General features: G+C 37.0%; 14 protein-coding genes. 10 read left to right on the top strand and 4 right to left on the bottom strand.

Going from position 1 to position 17,894, the window contains the following annotated elements; translation table 11 throughout:
* The first annotated feature begins 41 nt into the window (after positions 1-41).
* The gene (locus O3655_RS09080) at positions 42-2,696 is read left to right on the top strand and encodes a YhgE/Pip domain-containing protein (protein WP_084945030.1); all 2,655 of its coding nucleotides are present in this window, start codon (positions 42-44) and stop codon (positions 2,694-2,696) included.
* Positions 2,697-2,717: 21 nt separating this feature from the next.
* Here O3655_RS09080 and O3655_RS09075 read toward each other — a convergent pair whose 3' ends face one another.
* Positions 2,718-5,270: a YfhO family protein gene (locus O3655_RS09075; RefSeq protein WP_247925685.1), complete on the bottom strand. Its 2,553-nt coding sequence runs from the start codon at positions 5,268-5,270 to the stop codon at positions 2,718-2,720.
* A gap of 60 nt (positions 5,271-5,330) precedes the next feature.
* Positions 5,331-6,953: an ATP-binding cassette domain-containing protein gene (locus O3655_RS09070; RefSeq protein WP_084945032.1), complete on the bottom strand. Its 1,623-nt coding sequence runs from the start codon at positions 6,951-6,953 to the stop codon at positions 5,331-5,333.
* 195 nt (positions 6,954-7,148) lie between these two features.
* On the opposite strand from O3655_RS09070, the gene trpS reads away from it, so the two are divergent.
* Both trpS and guaB read left to right on the top strand, forming a co-directional pair.
* Entirely contained in the window at positions 7,149-8,174 is a 1,026-nt protein-coding gene (trpS, locus tag O3655_RS09065) for a tryptophan--tRNA ligase (protein ID WP_000165463.1), read from the top strand.
* 162 nt (positions 8,175-8,336) lie between these two features.
* A complete protein-coding gene (guaB, locus tag O3655_RS09060; RefSeq protein WP_000073416.1) occupies positions 8,337-9,815 on the top strand; it encodes an IMP dehydrogenase in 1,479 nt (492 codons plus the stop codon).
* Positions 9,816-9,867: 52 nt separating this feature from the next.
* Here guaB and recF read toward each other — a convergent pair whose 3' ends face one another.
* Positions 9,868-10,965, bottom strand: a complete 1,098-nt coding sequence (recF, locus tag O3655_RS09055) for a DNA replication/repair protein RecF (protein WP_084944234.1) — start codon at positions 10,963-10,965, stop codon at positions 9,868-9,870.
* A 2-nt stretch (positions 10,966-10,967) separates the two neighbouring features.
* On the bottom strand, positions 10,968-11,330 hold the full coding sequence (gene yaaA / locus O3655_RS09050; protein ID WP_084945033.1) for a S4 domain-containing protein YaaA: 363 nt from the start codon (positions 11,328-11,330) through the stop codon (positions 10,968-10,970).
* Positions 11,331-11,490: 160 nt separating this feature from the next.
* On the opposite strand from yaaA, the gene yfmF reads away from it, so the two are divergent.
* The 7 genes from yfmF to O3655_RS09015 are packed head-to-tail and all read left to right on the top strand — an operon-like array spanning position 11,491 to position 17,869.
* The gene (gene yfmF / locus O3655_RS09045; protein ID WP_084945034.1) at positions 11,491-12,741 is read left to right on the top strand and encodes an EF-P 5-aminopentanol modification-associated protein YfmF; all 1,251 of its coding nucleotides are present in this window, start codon (positions 11,491-11,493) and stop codon (positions 12,739-12,741) included.
* Complete coding sequence (gene yfmH / locus O3655_RS09040) at positions 12,738-14,021, top strand: EF-P 5-aminopentanol modification-associated protein YfmH (RefSeq protein ID WP_371641308.1); 1,284 nt, start codon at positions 12,738-12,740, stop codon at positions 14,019-14,021. Before yfmF ends, yfmH begins: the two co-directional genes overlap by 4 nt.
* A gap of 35 nt (positions 14,022-14,056) precedes the next feature.
* On the top strand, positions 14,057-14,878 hold the full coding sequence (gene rodZ, locus O3655_RS09035; RefSeq protein WP_042903078.1) for a cytoskeleton protein RodZ: 822 nt from the start codon (positions 14,057-14,059) through the stop codon (positions 14,876-14,878).
* A 10-nt stretch (positions 14,879-14,888) separates the two neighbouring features.
* Positions 14,889-15,434: a CDP-diacylglycerol--glycerol-3-phosphate 3-phosphatidyltransferase gene (gene pgsA / locus O3655_RS09030; protein ID WP_042903077.1), complete on the top strand. Its 546-nt coding sequence runs from the start codon at positions 14,889-14,891 to the stop codon at positions 15,432-15,434.
* The gene (locus O3655_RS09025) at positions 15,431-16,258 is read left to right on the top strand and encodes an energy-coupling factor ABC transporter ATP-binding protein (RefSeq protein WP_042903076.1); all 828 of its coding nucleotides are present in this window, start codon (positions 15,431-15,433) and stop codon (positions 16,256-16,258) included. The genes pgsA and O3655_RS09025 overlap by 4 nt, the downstream gene beginning before the upstream one ends.
* Positions 16,243-17,082 (top strand): energy-coupling factor transporter ATPase, encoded by an 840-nt coding sequence (locus O3655_RS09020; protein WP_084945035.1) that lies wholly within the window; start codon positions 16,243-16,245, stop codon positions 17,080-17,082. Before O3655_RS09025 ends, O3655_RS09020 begins: the two co-directional genes overlap by 16 nt.
* Positions 17,075-17,869: an energy-coupling factor transporter transmembrane protein EcfT gene (locus tag O3655_RS09015; protein WP_084945036.1), complete on the top strand. Its 795-nt coding sequence runs from the start codon at positions 17,075-17,077 to the stop codon at positions 17,867-17,869. Before O3655_RS09020 ends, O3655_RS09015 begins: the two co-directional genes overlap by 8 nt.
* Positions 17,870-17,894 lie beyond the last annotated feature (25 nt).

Here is a 17,894-nt window from a genome sequence, read left to right as displayed (position 1 = left end):
ATATCAAAATTTTAGACAATATGTGTAAAAAAGGAGGAAACATGTTTAAAGAATGGAAAGCAATATTTAAAAAACCGACCTTTATCATTGTAATGATAGGGATTTCTCTTATTCCAGCTTTATACAACATTATATTTTTATCGTCCATGTGGGATCCATATGGTCAAGTATCGGAGTTACCTGTGGCAGTTGTCAATAAAGATAAGGAAGCTTCTTATAATGGACAGACAATGAGAATTGGTGAAGACATGGTGTCTAATTTAAAAGAAAATAAGGCTTTAGATTTTCACTTTGTTAATGAAGAGGAAGGGGAAAAAGGACTAGAAGATGGTGACTACTACATGGTAGTGACTTTACCAAGTGATCTATCTGAAAAAGCTACTTCTATCCTAACGAATCATCCTGAACAGATGCAGATTGATTATCAGACGTCAAGTGGGCATAGCTTTATTGCAAGTAAGATGAGTGATTCTGCAATGACACAATTAAAACAAACCGTCTCTACTAATGTTACTGAAACGTACACTAAGGCTTTATTTCAAAAAATGAATGATTTGAAGTCTGGAATAAATAAGGCAACTGAGGGAAGTGAACAATTGGCTAATGGAGCCGATCAGTTGGTGACGGGAAGTCAAACGTTGACGACAAATCTTAATACTCTAGCTAATTCAACTGTAACTTTTTCAAATGGAGCGGATCAATTTACAAAAGGCTTATCTAGCTATGTGTCTGCTATAGAGCAATTACATATTGGTTTAGGAACTTTTAATAGTGGTTTACAAAGTTATACAAATGCTGTCTCACAAGTTGACACTGGACTTGGTCAATTAGCTTCAAAAACTCCTGAGTTGGTGACAGGTGTAAATCAGTTAAATACAGGTATAAAGTCCTATACAGGTGGCGTTTCACAACTGGATACAGGTCTCAATCAATTTTCAGTTGGTGTAAATGCTTATACAAGTAGTGTGAAAGAACTTTCTAACGGAACAAGTCAATTATCCAATCAATCAGATACACTAAGAGATGGAATGGAGCAATTAAATACTGGTATTAAAGAAATTTCAAGTCAATTAGAGTCCTCATCTCAACAAAATGAAGAAATAGCGCAATTGGCAACAAGCTTAGGAGAACTAAATAAAACACTACAAGCTCTTACAATATCAGATAATACTCAACTGAAAAGTACATTGTCAGAAGCTTTGCCAAATATAACAACTCTTGCACAGGATATTGTGACCAAAAGTCAGACAGAACAAGAGAAAACTCTCGCTAACCTTCAATCAACAGCTACTTATCAATCTCTCACAGAGGAACAAAAGAAAGAACTGACTGAAGCTGTTTCTAAAAATTCTAATTCTACTATTGAGTCAGCAAAAACAATTTTAACGACAGTAGGAGGATTAAAAGAAAGTATAGAGAATTCAGAACAACAAGTAACTAATCTATCTGATGTACAGACGAAGGCAAATCAACTCTTACCTGCAGCATCTAGCTCCTTGACAACCTTGTCAAATGGATTTACAACATTACAAACTTCTGTAAATAATCAGTTAGTTCCTGGAAGTCAGTCAATTGAAAAAGGTGTTGTAAACTATACTAAAGGACTGGATACTATTTCTATTGGTGCTAATCAACTAAGTGAAAAGAATACAAGTTTAACAACTAGTCTAGATAAATTAGTTTCTGGATCAAGTAAGTTGACAGAAAATACATCAACCTTGACAGCTGGAGTAGATGCGTTAGCTGGAAAAGCTCCAGAATTAGTATCAGGTATAGAAAGCTTGTCAACTGGTTCTGCTCAATTGAATAATAAGAGTCCAGAGCTGATAGCAGGTATTACTACATTACAATTTGGCTCTGGTCAATTAACAGATAAATCAACACAGTTACTTTCTGCAGCATCCCAACTAGGAAGTGGTGCCATGAAGATTGCAGATGGTGCTGGAAAACTAGCAGCTGGTGGAACAACCTTAACCTCTAGTCTTGAAGATTTACAGACGGGAGTTGATTCATTAGGACAAGGATTAGGCAATGCTAATAATCAACTCAAATCAGCTTCAACAGAATCTAAAAATGCAGAAACATTATCTGAACCTCTAGTTCTCTCAAAAACAGATAACGACCAAGTTCCTGTAAATGGGATTGCCATGGCTCCTTATATGATATCAGTTGCTCTTTTTGTTGCTGCTATATCTACCAATATGATTTTTGCTAAGTTGCCTTCTGGACGTCATCCAGAGAGCCGTTGGGCTTGGTTGAAGTCTCGTTCTGAAATAAATGGGATTATAGCTGTCTTAGCAGGTGTTTTAGTTTATGGAGGTGTCCATCTTATTGGATTGACTGCGAACCATGAGATGAGGACCTTGATTCTAATTGTAATCACAAGTTTAGCTTTCATGTCTATGGTGACAGCTTTAACAACTTGGAATAGCCGTATAGGAGCTTTCTTCTCTCTTATTTTACTTTTATTACAGTTAGCATCAAGTGCAGGGACCTATCCCCTTGCTTTGACAAATGATTTCTTTAAGGGTGTCAATCCTTGGTTACCAATGAGTTACTCTGTATCAGGTTTACGACAAACAATCTCTATGACAGGAAATATTCATCACCAAGTGATTTTCCTTATTATAACACTAGCTTTATTTACTGCTTTAGGTATGCTAGCTTATCAACCTAAGAAAATGGAAGAAGATTAAAAAGATTGACCAAGGAATTGGTCAATCTTTTTTTGTCTTAGATAAATTTCGTCTGTGATTATAGATCCCAAAAAGAAGAAGGGCAGTTAGAGAGCAGGCTGCTCCAATAACAAAACCATTGGGGATAAAGGAAAGTGTAATGGTGCCTTTTCCCTTTGGAACATCAACTTTCATAAAACCAGTCTGAGCCTGCTTGATTTCAAGTTTTTTCCCATCTTGGTATGCAGACCAACCTTTGTCATAAGGAATAGTGAAGAAAATAGAGGTATCTTGTTTGACTTCATATGTAGCAAAGACTTTATTTTTAGAGGTGGATACTTCTACAGGTTGTTCTTTAATCTTTTGAATTGCCTCAGTAAGAGCTTGAGTATCTAAACGATAGAAGGTTGGAGATTCAAATGACACCTGAGAATTTCCAGGGAAACTAATACTGATATTGAAAGTTTTTTGTTCTTCAGTATAACCCAAATTAAAGAAATTAAATGCATTGTCATTTGTAAAAGTCTTTTTTTCACCGTTGACAATGATGTCAACTTTCTTTTGTTTATCATTCGTAAAATGAAGACTTGAAAAAGAGAGATAGACTTGGCTATTTTGAGGAACCTCAATTTGATAATCAATCTTTGCATCTTCATTCGCAGAACCTGTGATGCTGGTTAAACCATCTGAAGTATCTGTTTTATCAGATGCTATTTGGGAGAAGTAATCTAAGTTGAGATTAGCAAGCTGGTTTATAAATAAAGCCTGATTATCTAAAGTGTGATTGTTAAAGTTTACATCTTTGTAAATAGATTGAGTGGCAAAGGCAATGGGTAAAGAGAGTTGATTTTTATATAAGGTTAAATGATCCTTTTGATAAATCTCTTGAAAGCCATACTTATCAAGTGAAGTTTCAGAAATATTGTATTGGATTCCAAATAAACTGTCTGCTAAAAGACTGTTATTTGCATAACGGAGATTAAGGTTGGTTCCAGAGGATTTGAATCCCAGTTTATCCAAACTAGTGCTAGCTGAACGATTTCGTACAGACGAAAATTGAGAGATTCCATTGTAGTTAAATTTCATACTGTCATTTCCAGTCTGAATTTGTAGTTTTTCAGTACGTGTAAATGGATTGTCAATTTGGTTTAGAATGGATTCCATAGCGGTGATATCTCTATTATAGGCACTACGAGAAGCAAAGGCCCATTCTTTAGCTATTCCTTCCATTTGAGATGATGCATTTAAGCTTATCTCAGCTGTTATAAATAAAGACAAAAGGATTGCAAATAGATTTACAGAGATAAATTTTCTAATGACTGCAAGAAGTAAAAGAGCATAAACTAGTAGAAATTCAAGAGTGAGTAGGATATTCAAATCAGTTAAAAAAGAATAGTGTGATTTAAAATAGACAGTGGCCAAAAATCCTGTTAGTACAAGAAAAAGTGAGACAAATAGATTCCATAGCTTCAGTTCTTTCAGACGATTTAAGACTTCTGCTGCAGTATAAATTAACAGAGTGGAAAAAATCCAAGCATAGCGATGCAAAAACATATTTGGGGTATGCATCCCTTGCCAAAATAAATCAAGTGCTTCTATGTAAAAGCTTGTTATTAAAAAAGTAAAGAAAATTGCATAGGTAAGTTTCACGTGAAACCTTATGGATTTTATTGTGAAAAATAGAATGGTTAAAATAAAAGGAAGCAATCCAACAAAAATCATTGGTATAGATCCATATTTAGTTGTATCAAAAGATCCAATGAATTGTTTTGCAAAAATATCCAAATACCAGCTACTATCTGTCTTTAATTTTGTGATGGCAGTCAACTTCTCTCCATGAGTTTGTAAATCAAACAGTGTAGGAAGAGTCATAATCAAACTAGCCATTCCAGCTAAAAAGGAGGTAACAACAAAATCAAGAAAAGATGATTTTCGAGTTTTAAAGTCCCAAGAAATTTGGCAGAGATACCAGAAAATAAGAAACAATGCTGTCATATACCCAAAATAATAATTTTGAATAAATAAGATTGACAAACTTGTAAAGTATAGTAGGCGCTTCTTTTGTGTTATAAGTAGGTGTAAACCAGTTATAATTAAAGGAATCAAGATAAAAACATCTAGCCAGGTTTTAATCTCTAACTGACTGACAGTGAAGCTCATTAGAGCATAGGAAGTAGATAAGGCAAGTTTTAAAAATTTTGGGATATCTTTAAATAATCTATTTAGACTAAAGAAGGTTGACAGACCAATCAATCCAAATTTTAAGAGAGTGGTTAGATAGACAGCATCTGGCATATTCGACAGATTAAAAAAGTAAACTAGGGGTGAAAGAAAACTACCCAAGTAATAACTAGATAGAGCATAGAAATTCAGTCCGAGGCCACTTGTAAAGGTGTAAAACAAACTGCCATTTCCATGTAGAATATTTCGTAAAGCTACATCAAAAATAACGTATTGATGGAAACCGTCTCCTAATAGTGGAGATGCATCGCTATTCCAGTAGATACCTTGAGTTAGGTATACTCCAGTCATAATTACTAAAGGGATGATGAAAGAAATAAAATAGGTCCAATATGTTTTAAAAAATGATTTCATGTTACCTCGCAGAATGATAGAAAACTCAGTTGGTTACCCCAACTGAGTTTTGAAGTCTTATTAGTCTTTCCAAAGTTCTTTAACTTTTGCTTGTACTTCTGCATTTTCTAGGAATTCATCGTAGGTTTCATCAATACGATCAATGACACCATTCTTAGACAAAACAATAATATGGTTTGCTAAGGTTTGAATGAACTCGTGATCATGACTAGCAAAGATAATTGATTCTTTAAAGTTTTTCAATCCATCGTTCAAGCTTGAGATAGATTCCAAGTCCAAGTGATTTGTTGGATCATCAAGTACAAGGACATTTGATTTCAAGAGCATGAGTTTTGAAAGCATGACACGTACTTTTTCTCCCCCTGACAAGACGTTTACAGGTTTGTTAACCTCATCTCCAGAAAAGAGCATACGACCGAGGAAACCACGTAGGAAGGTATTGTCATCTTCTTCTTTACTTGCAAATTGACGCAACCAGTCAAGGATTGACTCTCCTCCTGCAAAATCAGCCGAGTTGTCTTTTGGCAAGTAAGAACGGCTAGTAGTAACTCCCCACTTGACGGTTCCTTCATAGTTGATGTCACCCATAATTGCACGAATTAATGCAGTCGTTTGGATGTCATTTTGTCCAATAAGAGCTGTCTTATCACCTGGACGCAAGATGAAACTAATATTGTCTAGGATAGTTTCGCCATCAATCTTTACAGTTAGATTTTCTACTGTCAAGAGATCATTACCAATCTCACGTTCTGCTTTAAAGTTGATAAATGGGTATTTACGACTAGATGGCACAATCTCTTCTAATTCAATCTTGTCAAGCATTTTTTTACGAGACGTTGCTTGTCTTGATTTAGAAGCATTAGCAGAGAAGCGAGCAACGAATTCTTGCAATTGCTTAATTTTTTCTTCTGCCTTAGCATTACGGTCTGCTAGCAATTTAGCAGCAAGCTCAGAAGATTCCTTCCAGAAGTCGTAGTTTCCGACATAGAGTTTGATTTTTCCAAAGTCAAGGTCGGCCATATGAGTACACACTTTGTTTAAGAAGTGACGGTCGTGGGATACTACGATAACGGTGTTATCAAAATCAATCAAGAAGTCTTCTAACCAAGTAATCGATTGGATATCTAAACCATTGGTTGGCTCGTCCAAAAGAAGAACATCAGGTTTACCAAATAAGGCTTTAGCAAGGAGAACCTTCACTTTTTCACCATTGGCTAATTCGCTCATGTTTTGATAGTGCAATTCTTCTGGAATGTTTAGGTTTTGAAGTAGTTGAGACGCTTCACTTTCTGCTTCCCAACCTCCAAGTTCAGCAAATTCACCTTCGAGTTCGGCTGCACGAACACCATCTTCATCTGAAAAATCTTCCTTCATGTAAATGGCGTCTTTTTCTTTCATGATGTTGTAAAGTTTTTCATTTCCCATAATAACGACATCAATAACTCGCTCATCTTCATAGTCAAAATGATTTTGACGGAGAACAGAGAGACGTTCATCTGGACCAAGAGAGATATGACCAGTTGTTGGCTCGAGATCACCAGCTAAGATTTTTAAGAATGTAGACTTCCCAGCACCATTAGCACCAATTAATCCGTATGTATTTCCTTCTGTAAATTTGATATTGACATCATCAAAAAGTTTGCGATCACTAAAACGTAGTGAAACATCAGATACTGTAAGCAATGTTTTTCTCCTATAATATGTAATATATTTATTCTACTAGAAAAGAGAGAAATATTCAAATTTTTGTTTGTCAATTTTATGTCAATTAAATTTACAGGTTTATTTACAAAGAGTTAGTCGTTTGATTTAAATAATTTTCTGTTATTTTAACAAAAAAATGCTATAATTGAAGAGACCATTTCGAAGGAGAAAAAAATGACGAAACCCATTATTTTAACAGGAGATCGCCCAACAGGAAAACTGCATATTGGACATTATGTTGGGAGTCTTAAAAATAGAGTATTACTGCAGGAAGAAGACAAGTATGAGATGTTTGTTTTTTTGGCGGACCAACAAGCATTGACAGATCACGCCAAAGATCCTCAAACGATTGTAGAATCGATTGGGAATGTTGCCTTAGATTACCTAGCAGTTGGATTAGATCCAAGTAAATCAACCATCTTTATTCAAAGTCAGATTCCAGAGTTAGCTGAACTGTCTATGTACTATATGAATTTGGTGTCACTAGCACGTTTAGAGCGCAATCCTACAGTGAAAACAGAGATCGCTCAGAAAGGGTTTGGAGAAAGTATTCCGACAGGATTTCTGGTTTATCCGATTGCGCAAGCAGCAGATATTACTGCCTTCAAGGCTAATTATGTTCCTGTTGGGACAGATCAGAAACCAATGATTGAGCAAACTCGTGAGATTGTTCGTTCCTTTAATCATGCTTATAATTGTGAGGTCTTGGTGGAGCCGGAAGGTATTTATCCAGAAAATGAGAGAGCAGGGCGTTTGCCAGGTCTAGATGGAAATGCTAAAATGTCTAAATCCCTTAATAATGGTATTTATCTAGCAGATGATGCGGATACGTTGCGTAAAAAAGTCATGAGCATGTATACTGATTCGGATCATATTCGAGTGGAGGATCCAGGTAAGATTGAAGGAAACATGGTTTTCCATTATCTAGATGTGTTTGGTCGTCCAGAAGATGCTCAAGAAATTGCGGATATGAAAGAACATTATCAACGTGGTGGTCTTGGTGATGTGAAGACGAAACGTTATCTACTTGAAATATTAGAACGCGAACTTGGTCCTATTCGTGAGCGCCGTATCGAATTTGCTAAGGATATGGGAGAAGTGTACAATATGCTTCAAAAAGGTAGTGAGAAAGCGCGTGAGGTTGCGGGGCAAACTCTATCTGAAGTTAAGGGAGCAATGGGACTAAATTATTTTAAATAATAGATAAAATATGAATCGTAAAACTATCTCTTCCATAGGATCACAGGGATAGTTTTTTTATGATTTCTACCATAAATATAATTGACAAATTTTCATAGAATGGTATGATAGATACAATACAAAAAGAGTCAAGCTCAAAAAGAAAGAAAAGAGGAAACTTGAATGTCTAATTGGGATACTAAATTTTTAAAAAAAGGTTTTACCTTTGATGATGTATTGCTCATTCCAGCAGAAAGTCATGTGTTGCCTAATGATGCAGATTTAACAACAAAATTGGCAGATAATCTGACTTTAAATATCCCAATTATAACAGCCGCCATGGATACAGTCACAGAAAGTCAAATGGCTATTGCCATTGCTCGTGCAGGTGGTCTTGGAGTAATCCATAAAAACATGTCTATTGCGCAACAGGCAGATGAAGTTCGCAAGGTAAAACGTTCTGAAAATGGTGTTATTATTGATCCATTCTTTTTGACTCCAGAACACACGATTGCTGAAGCAGATGAACTGATGGGACGTTACCGTATCAGTGGTGTTCCAGTTGTGGAGACACTTGAAAATCGTAAATTGGTTGGTATTCTAACAAACCGAGATCTTCGCTTTATTTCAGATTACAATCAGCCAATCTCAAACCATATGACCAGTGAAAATCTTGTTACTGCTCCTGTTGGTACAGACCTTGCAACAGCTGAAAGCATTCTTCAAGAACACCGTATTGAAAAACTTCCTTTGGTTGATGAAGAAGGTCGTCTTTCTGGCTTGATTACTATTAAAGATATCGAAAAAGTAATTGAATTTCCTAATGCAGCAAAAGATGAGTTTGGTCGTCTTCTAGTTGCTGGTGCGGTAGGTGTCACTTCAGATACATTTGAACGTGCAGAGGCTCTTTTTGAAGCAGGAGCGGATGCGATTGTAATTGATACTGCACATGGTCACTCTGCTGGTGTTCTACGTAAAATTGCTGAAATTCGTGCTCACTTCCCAGACCGCACTTTGATTGCGGGTAATATTGCCACTGCAGAAGGTGCGCGTGCTCTTTATGATGCAGGTGTAGATGTTGTCAAAGTCGGTATTGGACCAGGTTCTATCTGTACCACTCGTGTGATTGCAGGGGTTGGTGTCCCACAAGTGACAGCAATCTATGATGCAGCAGCAGTTGCGCGTGAATATGGAAAAACAATCATTGCTGATGGTGGAATCAAGTATTCTGGAGATATTGTAAAAGCCCTTGCTGCAGGTGGAAATGCGGTTATGCTTGGATCAATGTTCGCTGGAACAGACGAAGCACCAGGTGAAACGGAAATCTTCCAAGGACGTAAGTTTAAAACTTACCGTGGTATGGGATCAATCGCTGCAATGAAGAAAGGTTCAAGTGACCGTTACTTCCAAGGTTCTGTCAATGAAGCAAACAAACTTGTTCCAGAAGGAATTGAAGGACGTGTTGCCTATAAAGGTGCAGCAGCTGATATTGTCTTCCAAATGATTGGTGGTATTCGCTCTGGTATGGGTTACTGTGGTGCAGCTAACCTTAAAGAATTACACGACAACGCTCAATTTATTGAAATGTCTGGGGCTGGTCTAAAAGAAAGCCATCCTCATGATGTACAAATCACTAATGAGGCACCAAACTACTCTATGTAAGTAGTAAAAAAGAACTCCTGATTTTCAGGAGTTCTTTTTGTTTACAAAGTTGTCAATCTTGATTTACAGAAATTTTACCTTTTTGAATGTTGAAAATACTAAGGTTTTCTGGCAAGTTTTGTAAGTGGTCTAAACTTGTTGTTGTAATAAAGGTTTGGATAGATTGAGAAATGGTTTCTAGTAATTTTAGTTGCCGTGTATTGTCAAGTTCGCTCATAACATCATCGAGCAAGAGTATCGGAGACTCGTTGGTAATACTTTCCATTAGCTCGATCTCTGCTAGTTTGATAGAGAGAACAAGACTACGATGTTGACCTTGGCTTCCAAAACTAGCATCCATACCATTGATATAAAAAGAAATATCATCTCGATGAGGGCCAACTCCAGTATTCTTTTTAAATAAATCTCTGGATCTGCTTTTCTCCAAAGCAATTTTAAAAGAATTTGTTAGCTGTTCTTCATCAGTGAAGTTGACAGATGATTGATAAGATATTGACAACTCTTCCAATTTATTTGAAATTTCTAAGTGTTTTTTTTGACCAAATTTCTCTAAGTCTTTAATGAATTTTATCCGATGCTTTATAACGCGACAACCATACTCTATTAACTGATCATCTAAGACTGACAGAAATGTTTCATCAATCTTCTGGCTGGATTTTAGATAAGTATTTCTTTGCTTGAGTATGTGATTATAGTTTGACAAGTCTGACAAGTAGATTGGTTTAATTTGTCCTAGTTCGATGTCTATAAACTTTCGACGGACAGAGGGCGCTCCTTTAATTAGCTGGAGATCTTCAGGTGCGAAGAGGACAACATTCATATGTCCGATATAGTCTGATAGGCGAGCTTGTTTTAAGTGATTGACCTTAGTCACACGCCCTTTTGGCGTTAAATCAATTTCTAGAGGGATAGAGCTTGTTTTTTTCTGTAGCAAGCCAGAAAGATGGAGTTGCTCGTTATCAAAATGAATGAGATTTTTATCTGTACGAGTCCGATGACTACGTGTCAAGGCCAAGAAATAGATTGCTTCTAGAATATTGGTTTTTCCTTGTGCATTTTGACCTAGAAAGACATTTAATTTTGGATTGAAATCAATTTTTGCCTCTTTGTAGTTTCGAAAGGTTTTAATTGTTAAATGTTGGAGCCACATGGTTATCTTCCTGGAAAACGTGGAGCTTGTTTGGTTTTAGGCGATGAAGAAGTTTTTTGTTTCTTGACACTTTTATTCATCTCTTTGACAAGTTTAGCAATTCGCTCTTTCTCAATCTTATCTGCTTGATACTCTTCTTGCTCTTTTAAACTTGGTTTTGTCAAGGTGATGTCAATCTTTAAATCAGGAATGTCAATCGTATCTCCAATACGGATTTTTTTCCCACGTCTATTTTCTAATTCACCATTAAAGTAAACTTGATGATCTATTAAAAAGGATTTGATAGCACCACCGCTTTGTATAATTCCAAGTTCTTTTAGGAGGGCTTGGAGCGTAATAAATTCTTCAAATAATTTGTATTCCATAATTCACCTCAATCTTTGGTATTATACCATATTTTCCTTGAAATAGCTGAAGGAAAGTTAGCTGAAATGAAAACGGTTTTACTCTTTAAAGCTATAAAGAGAACAAGAAAAATTTTGATTTTCGTGGTATAATAGAACTCTATATGTAAGGAGGTAAGGTATGGAGTTAGTGCCTGGAATTTCAGCACATTTTGTTCAATCCAAAAAGTTTAAAACAAATAAAATCACTATTCGTTTTACTGCTCCCTTATCTCTTGAGACAATAGCAGGACGTATGTTAAGTGCAAGTATGTTGGAGACGGCAAATCAAGCTTATCCAACATCACAAGCATTTCGCAGATATTTGGCTAGTTTATATGGAACAGATATTTCCACAAGTGCTTATCGTAGAGGACAAGCACATATTCTTGACTTAACATTTACCTACGTGCGGGATGAGTTTTTGAGTAAAAAAAATGTCTTGACTTCTCGAATTTTGGAATTAGTAAAACAGACTTTATTTTCCCCCTTAGTTCAAGATGGTGCTTTTGAGCCAGCCTTGTTTGAAATTGAAAGAAAACAGTTATTGACTAGTTTAGCTACTGATATGGATGATTCATTTTATTTTGCTCATAAGGAGTTAGATAGCTTGTTCTTCCATGATGAACGTCTTCAATTGAGATACAGTGATTTACGAAATAGCATTTCAAATGAGTCTCCGGAAAGTAGCTACACGTGCTTTCAAAATGCTCTGAAGAATGATCGTATTGATTTCTTTTTCTTAGGTGATTTCAACGAAGTAGAAATTACAGAATCACTGAAGTCATTACCCTTTACAGCTAGAGAGAACGGTGTCACTATCCAGTACCATCAATCTTATTCGAATGTTCTACGAGAAGGAATGGTTCAGAGGAATGTTGGGCAATCTATTTTAGAATTAGGCTATCATTCTCCTGTAAAATATGGTGATGATGAGCATTTGCCCATGCTTGTGATGAATGGTTTGTTGGGTGAATTTGCACATTCGAAACTTTTTACAAACGTTCGTGAAAATGCTGGAATAGCCTATACAGTCTCGAGTCAATTGGATTTGTTTAGTGGTCTGTTAAGGATGTATGCGGGTATTGATAGAGAAAATCGAAATCAGGCTAGAAAAATGATGAATCATCAATTGCTAGATCTGAAAAAGGGTAACTTTACAGATTTTGAACTTGAACAAACCAAGGAGATGATTCGACGATCTTTGTTGATGGCTCAAGATAATCAACAGACCCTATTTGAAAGAGTCTATTTGAATGCTCTATTGGGGAAATCAAGCTTTGACATTGATCGATTGGTGGCAAAATTAGAGAGTGTTGATAAAGAAGCGGTATGTAAAGCTGCCAACAGTTTGAAGCTACAAGCGATTTACTTTATGGAAGGAGTAGAATGACAAAGGTTACTTTTGAAGAAAAATACTATCCTGCTGTAAAGGAAACAGTCTACAAAACACAATTGTCAAATGGATTGACAGTTTCTTTACTCCCTAAACAAGATTTCAATGAGGTTTATGGGATTGTAACAGTTCAATTTGGTTCTGTAGATGCAACTTATACAAGCTTGGGAAAAGGTTTACGTCATCATCCAGCAGGAATTGCACATTTTCTTGAACATAAATTGTTTGAAAGAGAAAACTCCGAGGATATAATGGCTGCATTTACTCGATTAGGTGCGGACAGTAATGCCTTTACAAGCTTTACTAAGATCAGCTATCTTTTTTCAACAATTGACCATCTATTAGAAAATTTAGATTTGCTAGATGAGTTAGTCGGAGATGTTCATTTTACAGAAGAGTCTGTTTTGAGGGAACAGGATATTATCCAGCAAGAACGAGAAATGTACCAAGACGATCCAGACTCACGTTTGTTTTTTGCAACATTAGCCAACCTTTATCCTGATACTCCTTTAGCAACAGATATTGTTGGAAGTGAAAAATCAATTTCTGAGATTCAAGTTTCAAATTTAAAAGAGAACTTTACAGACTTTTACAAACCTGTCAACATGTCACTGTTTTTAGTTGGAAATATTGATGTAAAAGTTGTTGAGGAATACTTTTCAAAAAAGGAAAAGAAGACTTTAGAACAGTTTACGGTTTCAAAAGAGCAACTACCCTTGCAGCCTGTGAAGCAAACAGATAGTCTTCGGATGGAAGTTTCTTCACCTAAACTTGCTGTTGCGATTAGAGGTAATGGGCAAATAACAGAAACTGAGTATTATCGTTACAATATTTTATTGAAATTACTATTTACGATGATGTTTGGTTGGACTTCTGATCGTTTTCAAAGGTTATATGAGTCTGGGAAGTTAGATGCGTCATTGTCACTTGAGGTTGAAGTCAACAGTCGCTTTCATTTTGTGATATTGACAATGGACACCAATGAGCCTGTTTCTCTCTCGCACCAATTTCGTAAAGCGATTCGTCAGTTTAGTAGTGATGCGGATATTACTGAGGAGCATTTGGATCTTGTTAAGAGTGAGATGTTTGGTGAGTTTTTCAGTAGCATGAACTCTTTGGAATTTATTGCAACTCAATACGATCCGATGGATCGTGGAGAAACAATTTTTGATTTTCCGAAAATTTTACAGGAAATTACTTTGGAGGATGTTCTAGAAGCTGGACATCGTTTGATTGATAATGGTGATCTAGTTGATTTTACAATCTTTCCAGCTTAAAAGATGACTAATACTAGAAAGAAGGAATGGTACGTATGAGAAAAAAAACAATTGGCGAGGTTCTACGTTTAGCCAGAATTAACCAGGGATTGAGTCTGGAAGAATTGCAGGAAAAAACTGAAATTCAGTTGCATTTTCTAGAAGCTATGGAGGCAGATGATTTTGATCAACTTCCTAGTACCTTCTATGCTCGTTCTTTTTTAAGAAAATATGCCTGGGCAGTAGAGTTAGATGAAAGAATTGTTTTGGATGCATATGATTCAGGCAGTATGATTACCTACGAAGAGGTAGATGTCGATGAAGAAGACTTATCTGGTCGCAGACGATCAAATAAGAAAAAAACGTCTTATCTCCCCTTGTTTTATTTCGTTCTATTTGCTTTGTCAATTTTAATTTTTGTCACTTACTATGTCTGGAACTACATCCAAACTCAGCCAAGTCCTTCTTCAGCTAATTATAGTGTTGTGAGCTCGACTAGTTCAACGACCTCATCTAGTTCATCTTCTACTAGTCAGACGTCTAGCTCGTCTTCTACTGCGGAATCAACTATTACCGTTTCAGGTGAAGGGAACCGCATTGAAGCTCGCTATAAAACGAGTAAGGAAACAGCTACGGTTCAGCTGACTGTTTCGGATGCAACTAGCTGGGTAAGTGTTTCAGGAAGTGACCTTGAAGGTGGTGTGACCTTGTCATCAGACAATAAAAACGCAAAAACAACAGTTTCAACTAAGAATCCTGTTACCATTACTTTAGGTGTAGTGAAGGGAGTTACTGTGACTGTGGACAATCAAACGATTGATACTTCGAAGCTGACAACTCAGACTGGAACTGTAACACTTACATTTACTACAGATTAAGGAAAAATCAATGAAAAAAGAACAAATTCCTAATGTATTAACTATTGGTAGAATTCTCTTTATACCTCTCTTTATTCTTATTTTGACTTTGGGCCATTCACAAGGAAGTCATTTGCTAGCAGCTATAATTTTTGCAGTTGCTAGTGTAACGGATTATCTTGATGGCTACCTTGCTCGTAAATGGAATGTAGTCAGCAATTTTGGAAAATTTGCTGATCCGATGGCTGATAAGCTGTTGGTTATGTCAGCTTTTATCATGTTGATTGAGTTAGGTATGGCTCCAGCTTGGGTTGTTGCTATTATCATCTGTCGTGAACTTGCGGTGACAGGCTTGCGTTTGTTGCTTGTTGAGACGGGAGGGACAGTTCTAGCAGCAGCGATGCCAGGGAAAATCAAGACCTTTAGTCAGATGTTTGCCATTATCTTTTTGCTCTTACATTGGAATTTAATTGGGCAACTGTTGCTTTATATAGCTTTATTTTTCACCATCTACTCTGGTTATGATTATTTCAAGGGTAGCGCTCATGTATTCAAAGGGACATTTGGTTCGAAATGAAATCGATTATTGAAGTAAAAGATCTGTCTTTTCGTTACAAGGAAGACCAGGATCATTATGATGTTAATAATGTCTCGTTTCACGTGAAACGGGGAGAATGGCTTTCGATTGTAGGTCATAATGGGAGTGGGAAATCGACAACTATCCGTTTGATTGATGGATTGCTTGAAGCAGAGTCTGGAGAAATCTGGATAGATGGGCAATTGCTGTCCTCTGAGAATGTTTGGGACTTACGCCGTCAAATTGGTATGGTTTTTCAAAATCCAGATAACCAATTTGTGGGGGCGACTGTTGAAGATGATGTTGCCTTTGGTTTAGAAAATCAGGGACTTCCTCGTGAAGAAATGAAGAAGAGAGTGTCTGAATCTTTGGAGTTGGTAGGTATGCTGGACTTTAAGAAGAGAGAACCAGCTCGTTTATCTGGTGGCCAAAAACAGCGGGTGGCCATTGCAGGAGTTGTTGCCTTGAGACCAGCTATTTTAATTCTGGACGAGGCTACAAGTATGTTGGACCCCGAGGGACGAAGAGAACTGATTCAGACAGTTCAAGAGATTCGAAAAGACAACCAGATGACAGTCGTCTCCATTACACATGATTTAGAAGAAGTTGCGATGAGTGACCGTGTCTTGGTCATGAAAAAAGGCCAAGTGGAGTCAACCAGTAGCCCAAGAGAACTTTTTTCTCGGGCTGACCTTGACCAGATAGGGTTGGATGAGCCTTTTACTAATCAATTGAGAGAATCTTTGAGAGAGACTGGTTATCGGTTGCCGGATGGCTATTTGACAGAAGGAGAGCTAGAGGACAAGTTATGGGAATTACTCTAGAAAATGTGAGCTTTACTTATCAAGAGGGGACTCCCCTATCTTCATCAGCCTTGACTGATGTTTCTTTGACGATTGAGGATGGTTCCTATACAGCTTTAGTAGGGCACACAGGTAGTGGGAAATCAACGATTTTACAGCTTTTAAATGGTCTATTGGTACCAAGTAAGGGTTTTGTTCGAGTTTTCGATACCGTCATTACCCCTACATCAACAAATAAAGAAATTCGTCAGATTCGAAAGCAGGTTGGTCTAGTGTTTCAATTTGCTGAAAATCAGATTTTCGAAGAGACTGTTTTGAAAGATGTTGCATTTGGACCGCAAAATTTTGGAGTTTCTGAGGAAGAGGCCAAGAAAATTGCGCGTGAAAAGTTAGCCTTGGTAGGCATCGATGAGTCACTCTTTGAGCGCAGTCCTTTTGAACTTTCGGGTGGCCAAATGAGACGTGTGGCTATAGCAGGTATGCTAACGATGGAGCCAACTGTCTTGGTTTTGGATGAGCCGACAGCAGGGCTAGATCCTTTGGGCAGAAAAGAATTGATGACCTTGTTTAAAGAACTCCACCTTTCTGGAATGACAATCGTTCTGGTAACGCATTTGATGGATGATGTAGCTGCATATGCTGATCAGGTCTATGTTATGGAAAAGGGACGTTTGGTCAAAAGTGGTAAACCGAGCGAAGTTTTCCAAGATGTAGACTCTATGGAAAAGGTGCAGTTAGGTGTGCCTAAAATCACAGCCTTTTGTAAGCGTTTGGCAGATAGAGGTGTAGCTTTTAAAAAACTGCCAATCAAGATAGAGGAGTTTAAGGAGTCGCTAAATGGATAGTATGATTTTAGGGCGTTATATACCAGGAGATTCCATCATTCATCGCTTGGATCCACGTAGTAAATTACTTGCCATGATCCTGCTGATTTTGATTGTATTTTGGGCCAATAATCCTCTCACCAATCTCGTTCTGTTTGTAGCGACAGGTATATTTATCGCTTTGTCAGGCGTTTCTCTCTCATTTTTCGTTCAGGGATTAAAATCCATGTTCTTCTTGATTGCTTTTACGACTCTTTTTCAGCTCTTTTTTATTTCAAGTGGAAATGTCCTATTTGAGTTTTCTTTTATAAGAATAACGGATTATGCTTTGCAACAAGCAGGAATCATTTTCTGTCGTTTTGTGTTGATTATTTTCTTTTCAACCTTGCTAACCTTAACGACCATGCCTTTGAGTCTGGCAGCTGCAGTTGAAGCTCTTTTAGCACCGATGAAACGCGTGAAAGTTCCCGTTCATGAAATTGGCCTCATGTTATCAATGAGTTTGCGTTTTGTTCCAACATTGATGGATGACACGACGCGAATTATGAATGCTCAGAAAGCCCGTGGAGTTGACTTTGGTGAAGGCAGCATCGTTCAAAAAGTAAAGGCTATGATTCCAATTTTAATTCCTCTTTTTGCGACGAGCTTAAAGCGTGCAGATTCATTGGCAATAGCGATGGAAGCGCGTGGTTATCAAGGAGGAAAGGGTAGAAGTCAGTATAGACAGTTGAGATGGAGTCAAAAGGATACACTGGCAATTCTTGTGATTTTGGTACTGGGATGTTTCTTATTTTTCTTAAAATCTTAGTAGGTTTGTAGGATTGATAAGAAGC

Source organism: Streptococcus sp. 27098_8_70 (genome assembly GCF_041432215.1).
GTDB classification, from domain to species: domain Bacteria; phylum Bacillota; class Bacilli; order Lactobacillales; family Streptococcaceae; genus Streptococcus; species Streptococcus oralis_CP.
This window is presented reverse-complemented; position numbering and strand designations above follow the sequence as displayed.

Excerpts from the sequence above, each read along its gene's own strand:
- O3655_RS09020 (WP_084945035.1), top strand. The coding sequence starts at position 16,243 with ATGGGAATTACTCTAGAAAATGTGAGCTTTACTTATCAAGAGGGGACT.
- O3655_RS09015 (WP_084945036.1), top strand. The coding sequence starts at position 17,075 with ATGGATAGTATGATTTTAGGGCGTTATATACCAGGAGATTCCATCATT.
- recF (WP_084944234.1), bottom strand. The coding sequence starts at position 10,965 with ATGTGGCTCCAACATTTAACAATTAAAACCTTTCGAAACTACAAAGAG.
- O3655_RS09080 (WP_084945030.1), top strand. The coding sequence starts at position 42 with ATGTTTAAAGAATGGAAAGCAATATTTAAAAAACCGACCTTTATCATT.
- trpS (WP_000165463.1), top strand. The coding sequence starts at position 7,149 with ATGACGAAACCCATTATTTTAACAGGAGATCGCCCAACAGGAAAACTG.
- O3655_RS09025 (WP_042903076.1), top strand. The coding sequence starts at position 15,431 with ATGAAATCGATTATTGAAGTAAAAGATCTGTCTTTTCGTTACAAGGAA.
- yfmF (WP_084945034.1), top strand. The coding sequence starts at position 11,491 with ATGGAGTTAGTGCCTGGAATTTCAGCACATTTTGTTCAATCCAAAAAG.
- pgsA (WP_042903077.1), top strand. The coding sequence starts at position 14,889 with ATGAAAAAAGAACAAATTCCTAATGTATTAACTATTGGTAGAATTCTC.
- O3655_RS09075 (WP_247925685.1), bottom strand. The coding sequence starts at position 5,270 with ATGAAATCATTTTTTAAAACATATTGGACCTATTTTATTTCTTTCATC.
- yaaA (WP_084945033.1), bottom strand. The coding sequence starts at position 11,330 with ATGGAATACAAATTATTTGAAGAATTTATTACGCTCCAAGCCCTCCTA.
- guaB (WP_000073416.1), top strand. The coding sequence starts at position 8,337 with ATGTCTAATTGGGATACTAAATTTTTAAAAAAAGGTTTTACCTTTGAT.
- yfmH (WP_371641308.1), top strand. The coding sequence starts at position 12,738 with ATGACAAAGGTTACTTTTGAAGAAAAATACTATCCTGCTGTAAAGGAA.
- rodZ (WP_042903078.1), top strand. The coding sequence starts at position 14,057 with ATGAGAAAAAAAACAATTGGCGAGGTTCTACGTTTAGCCAGAATTAAC.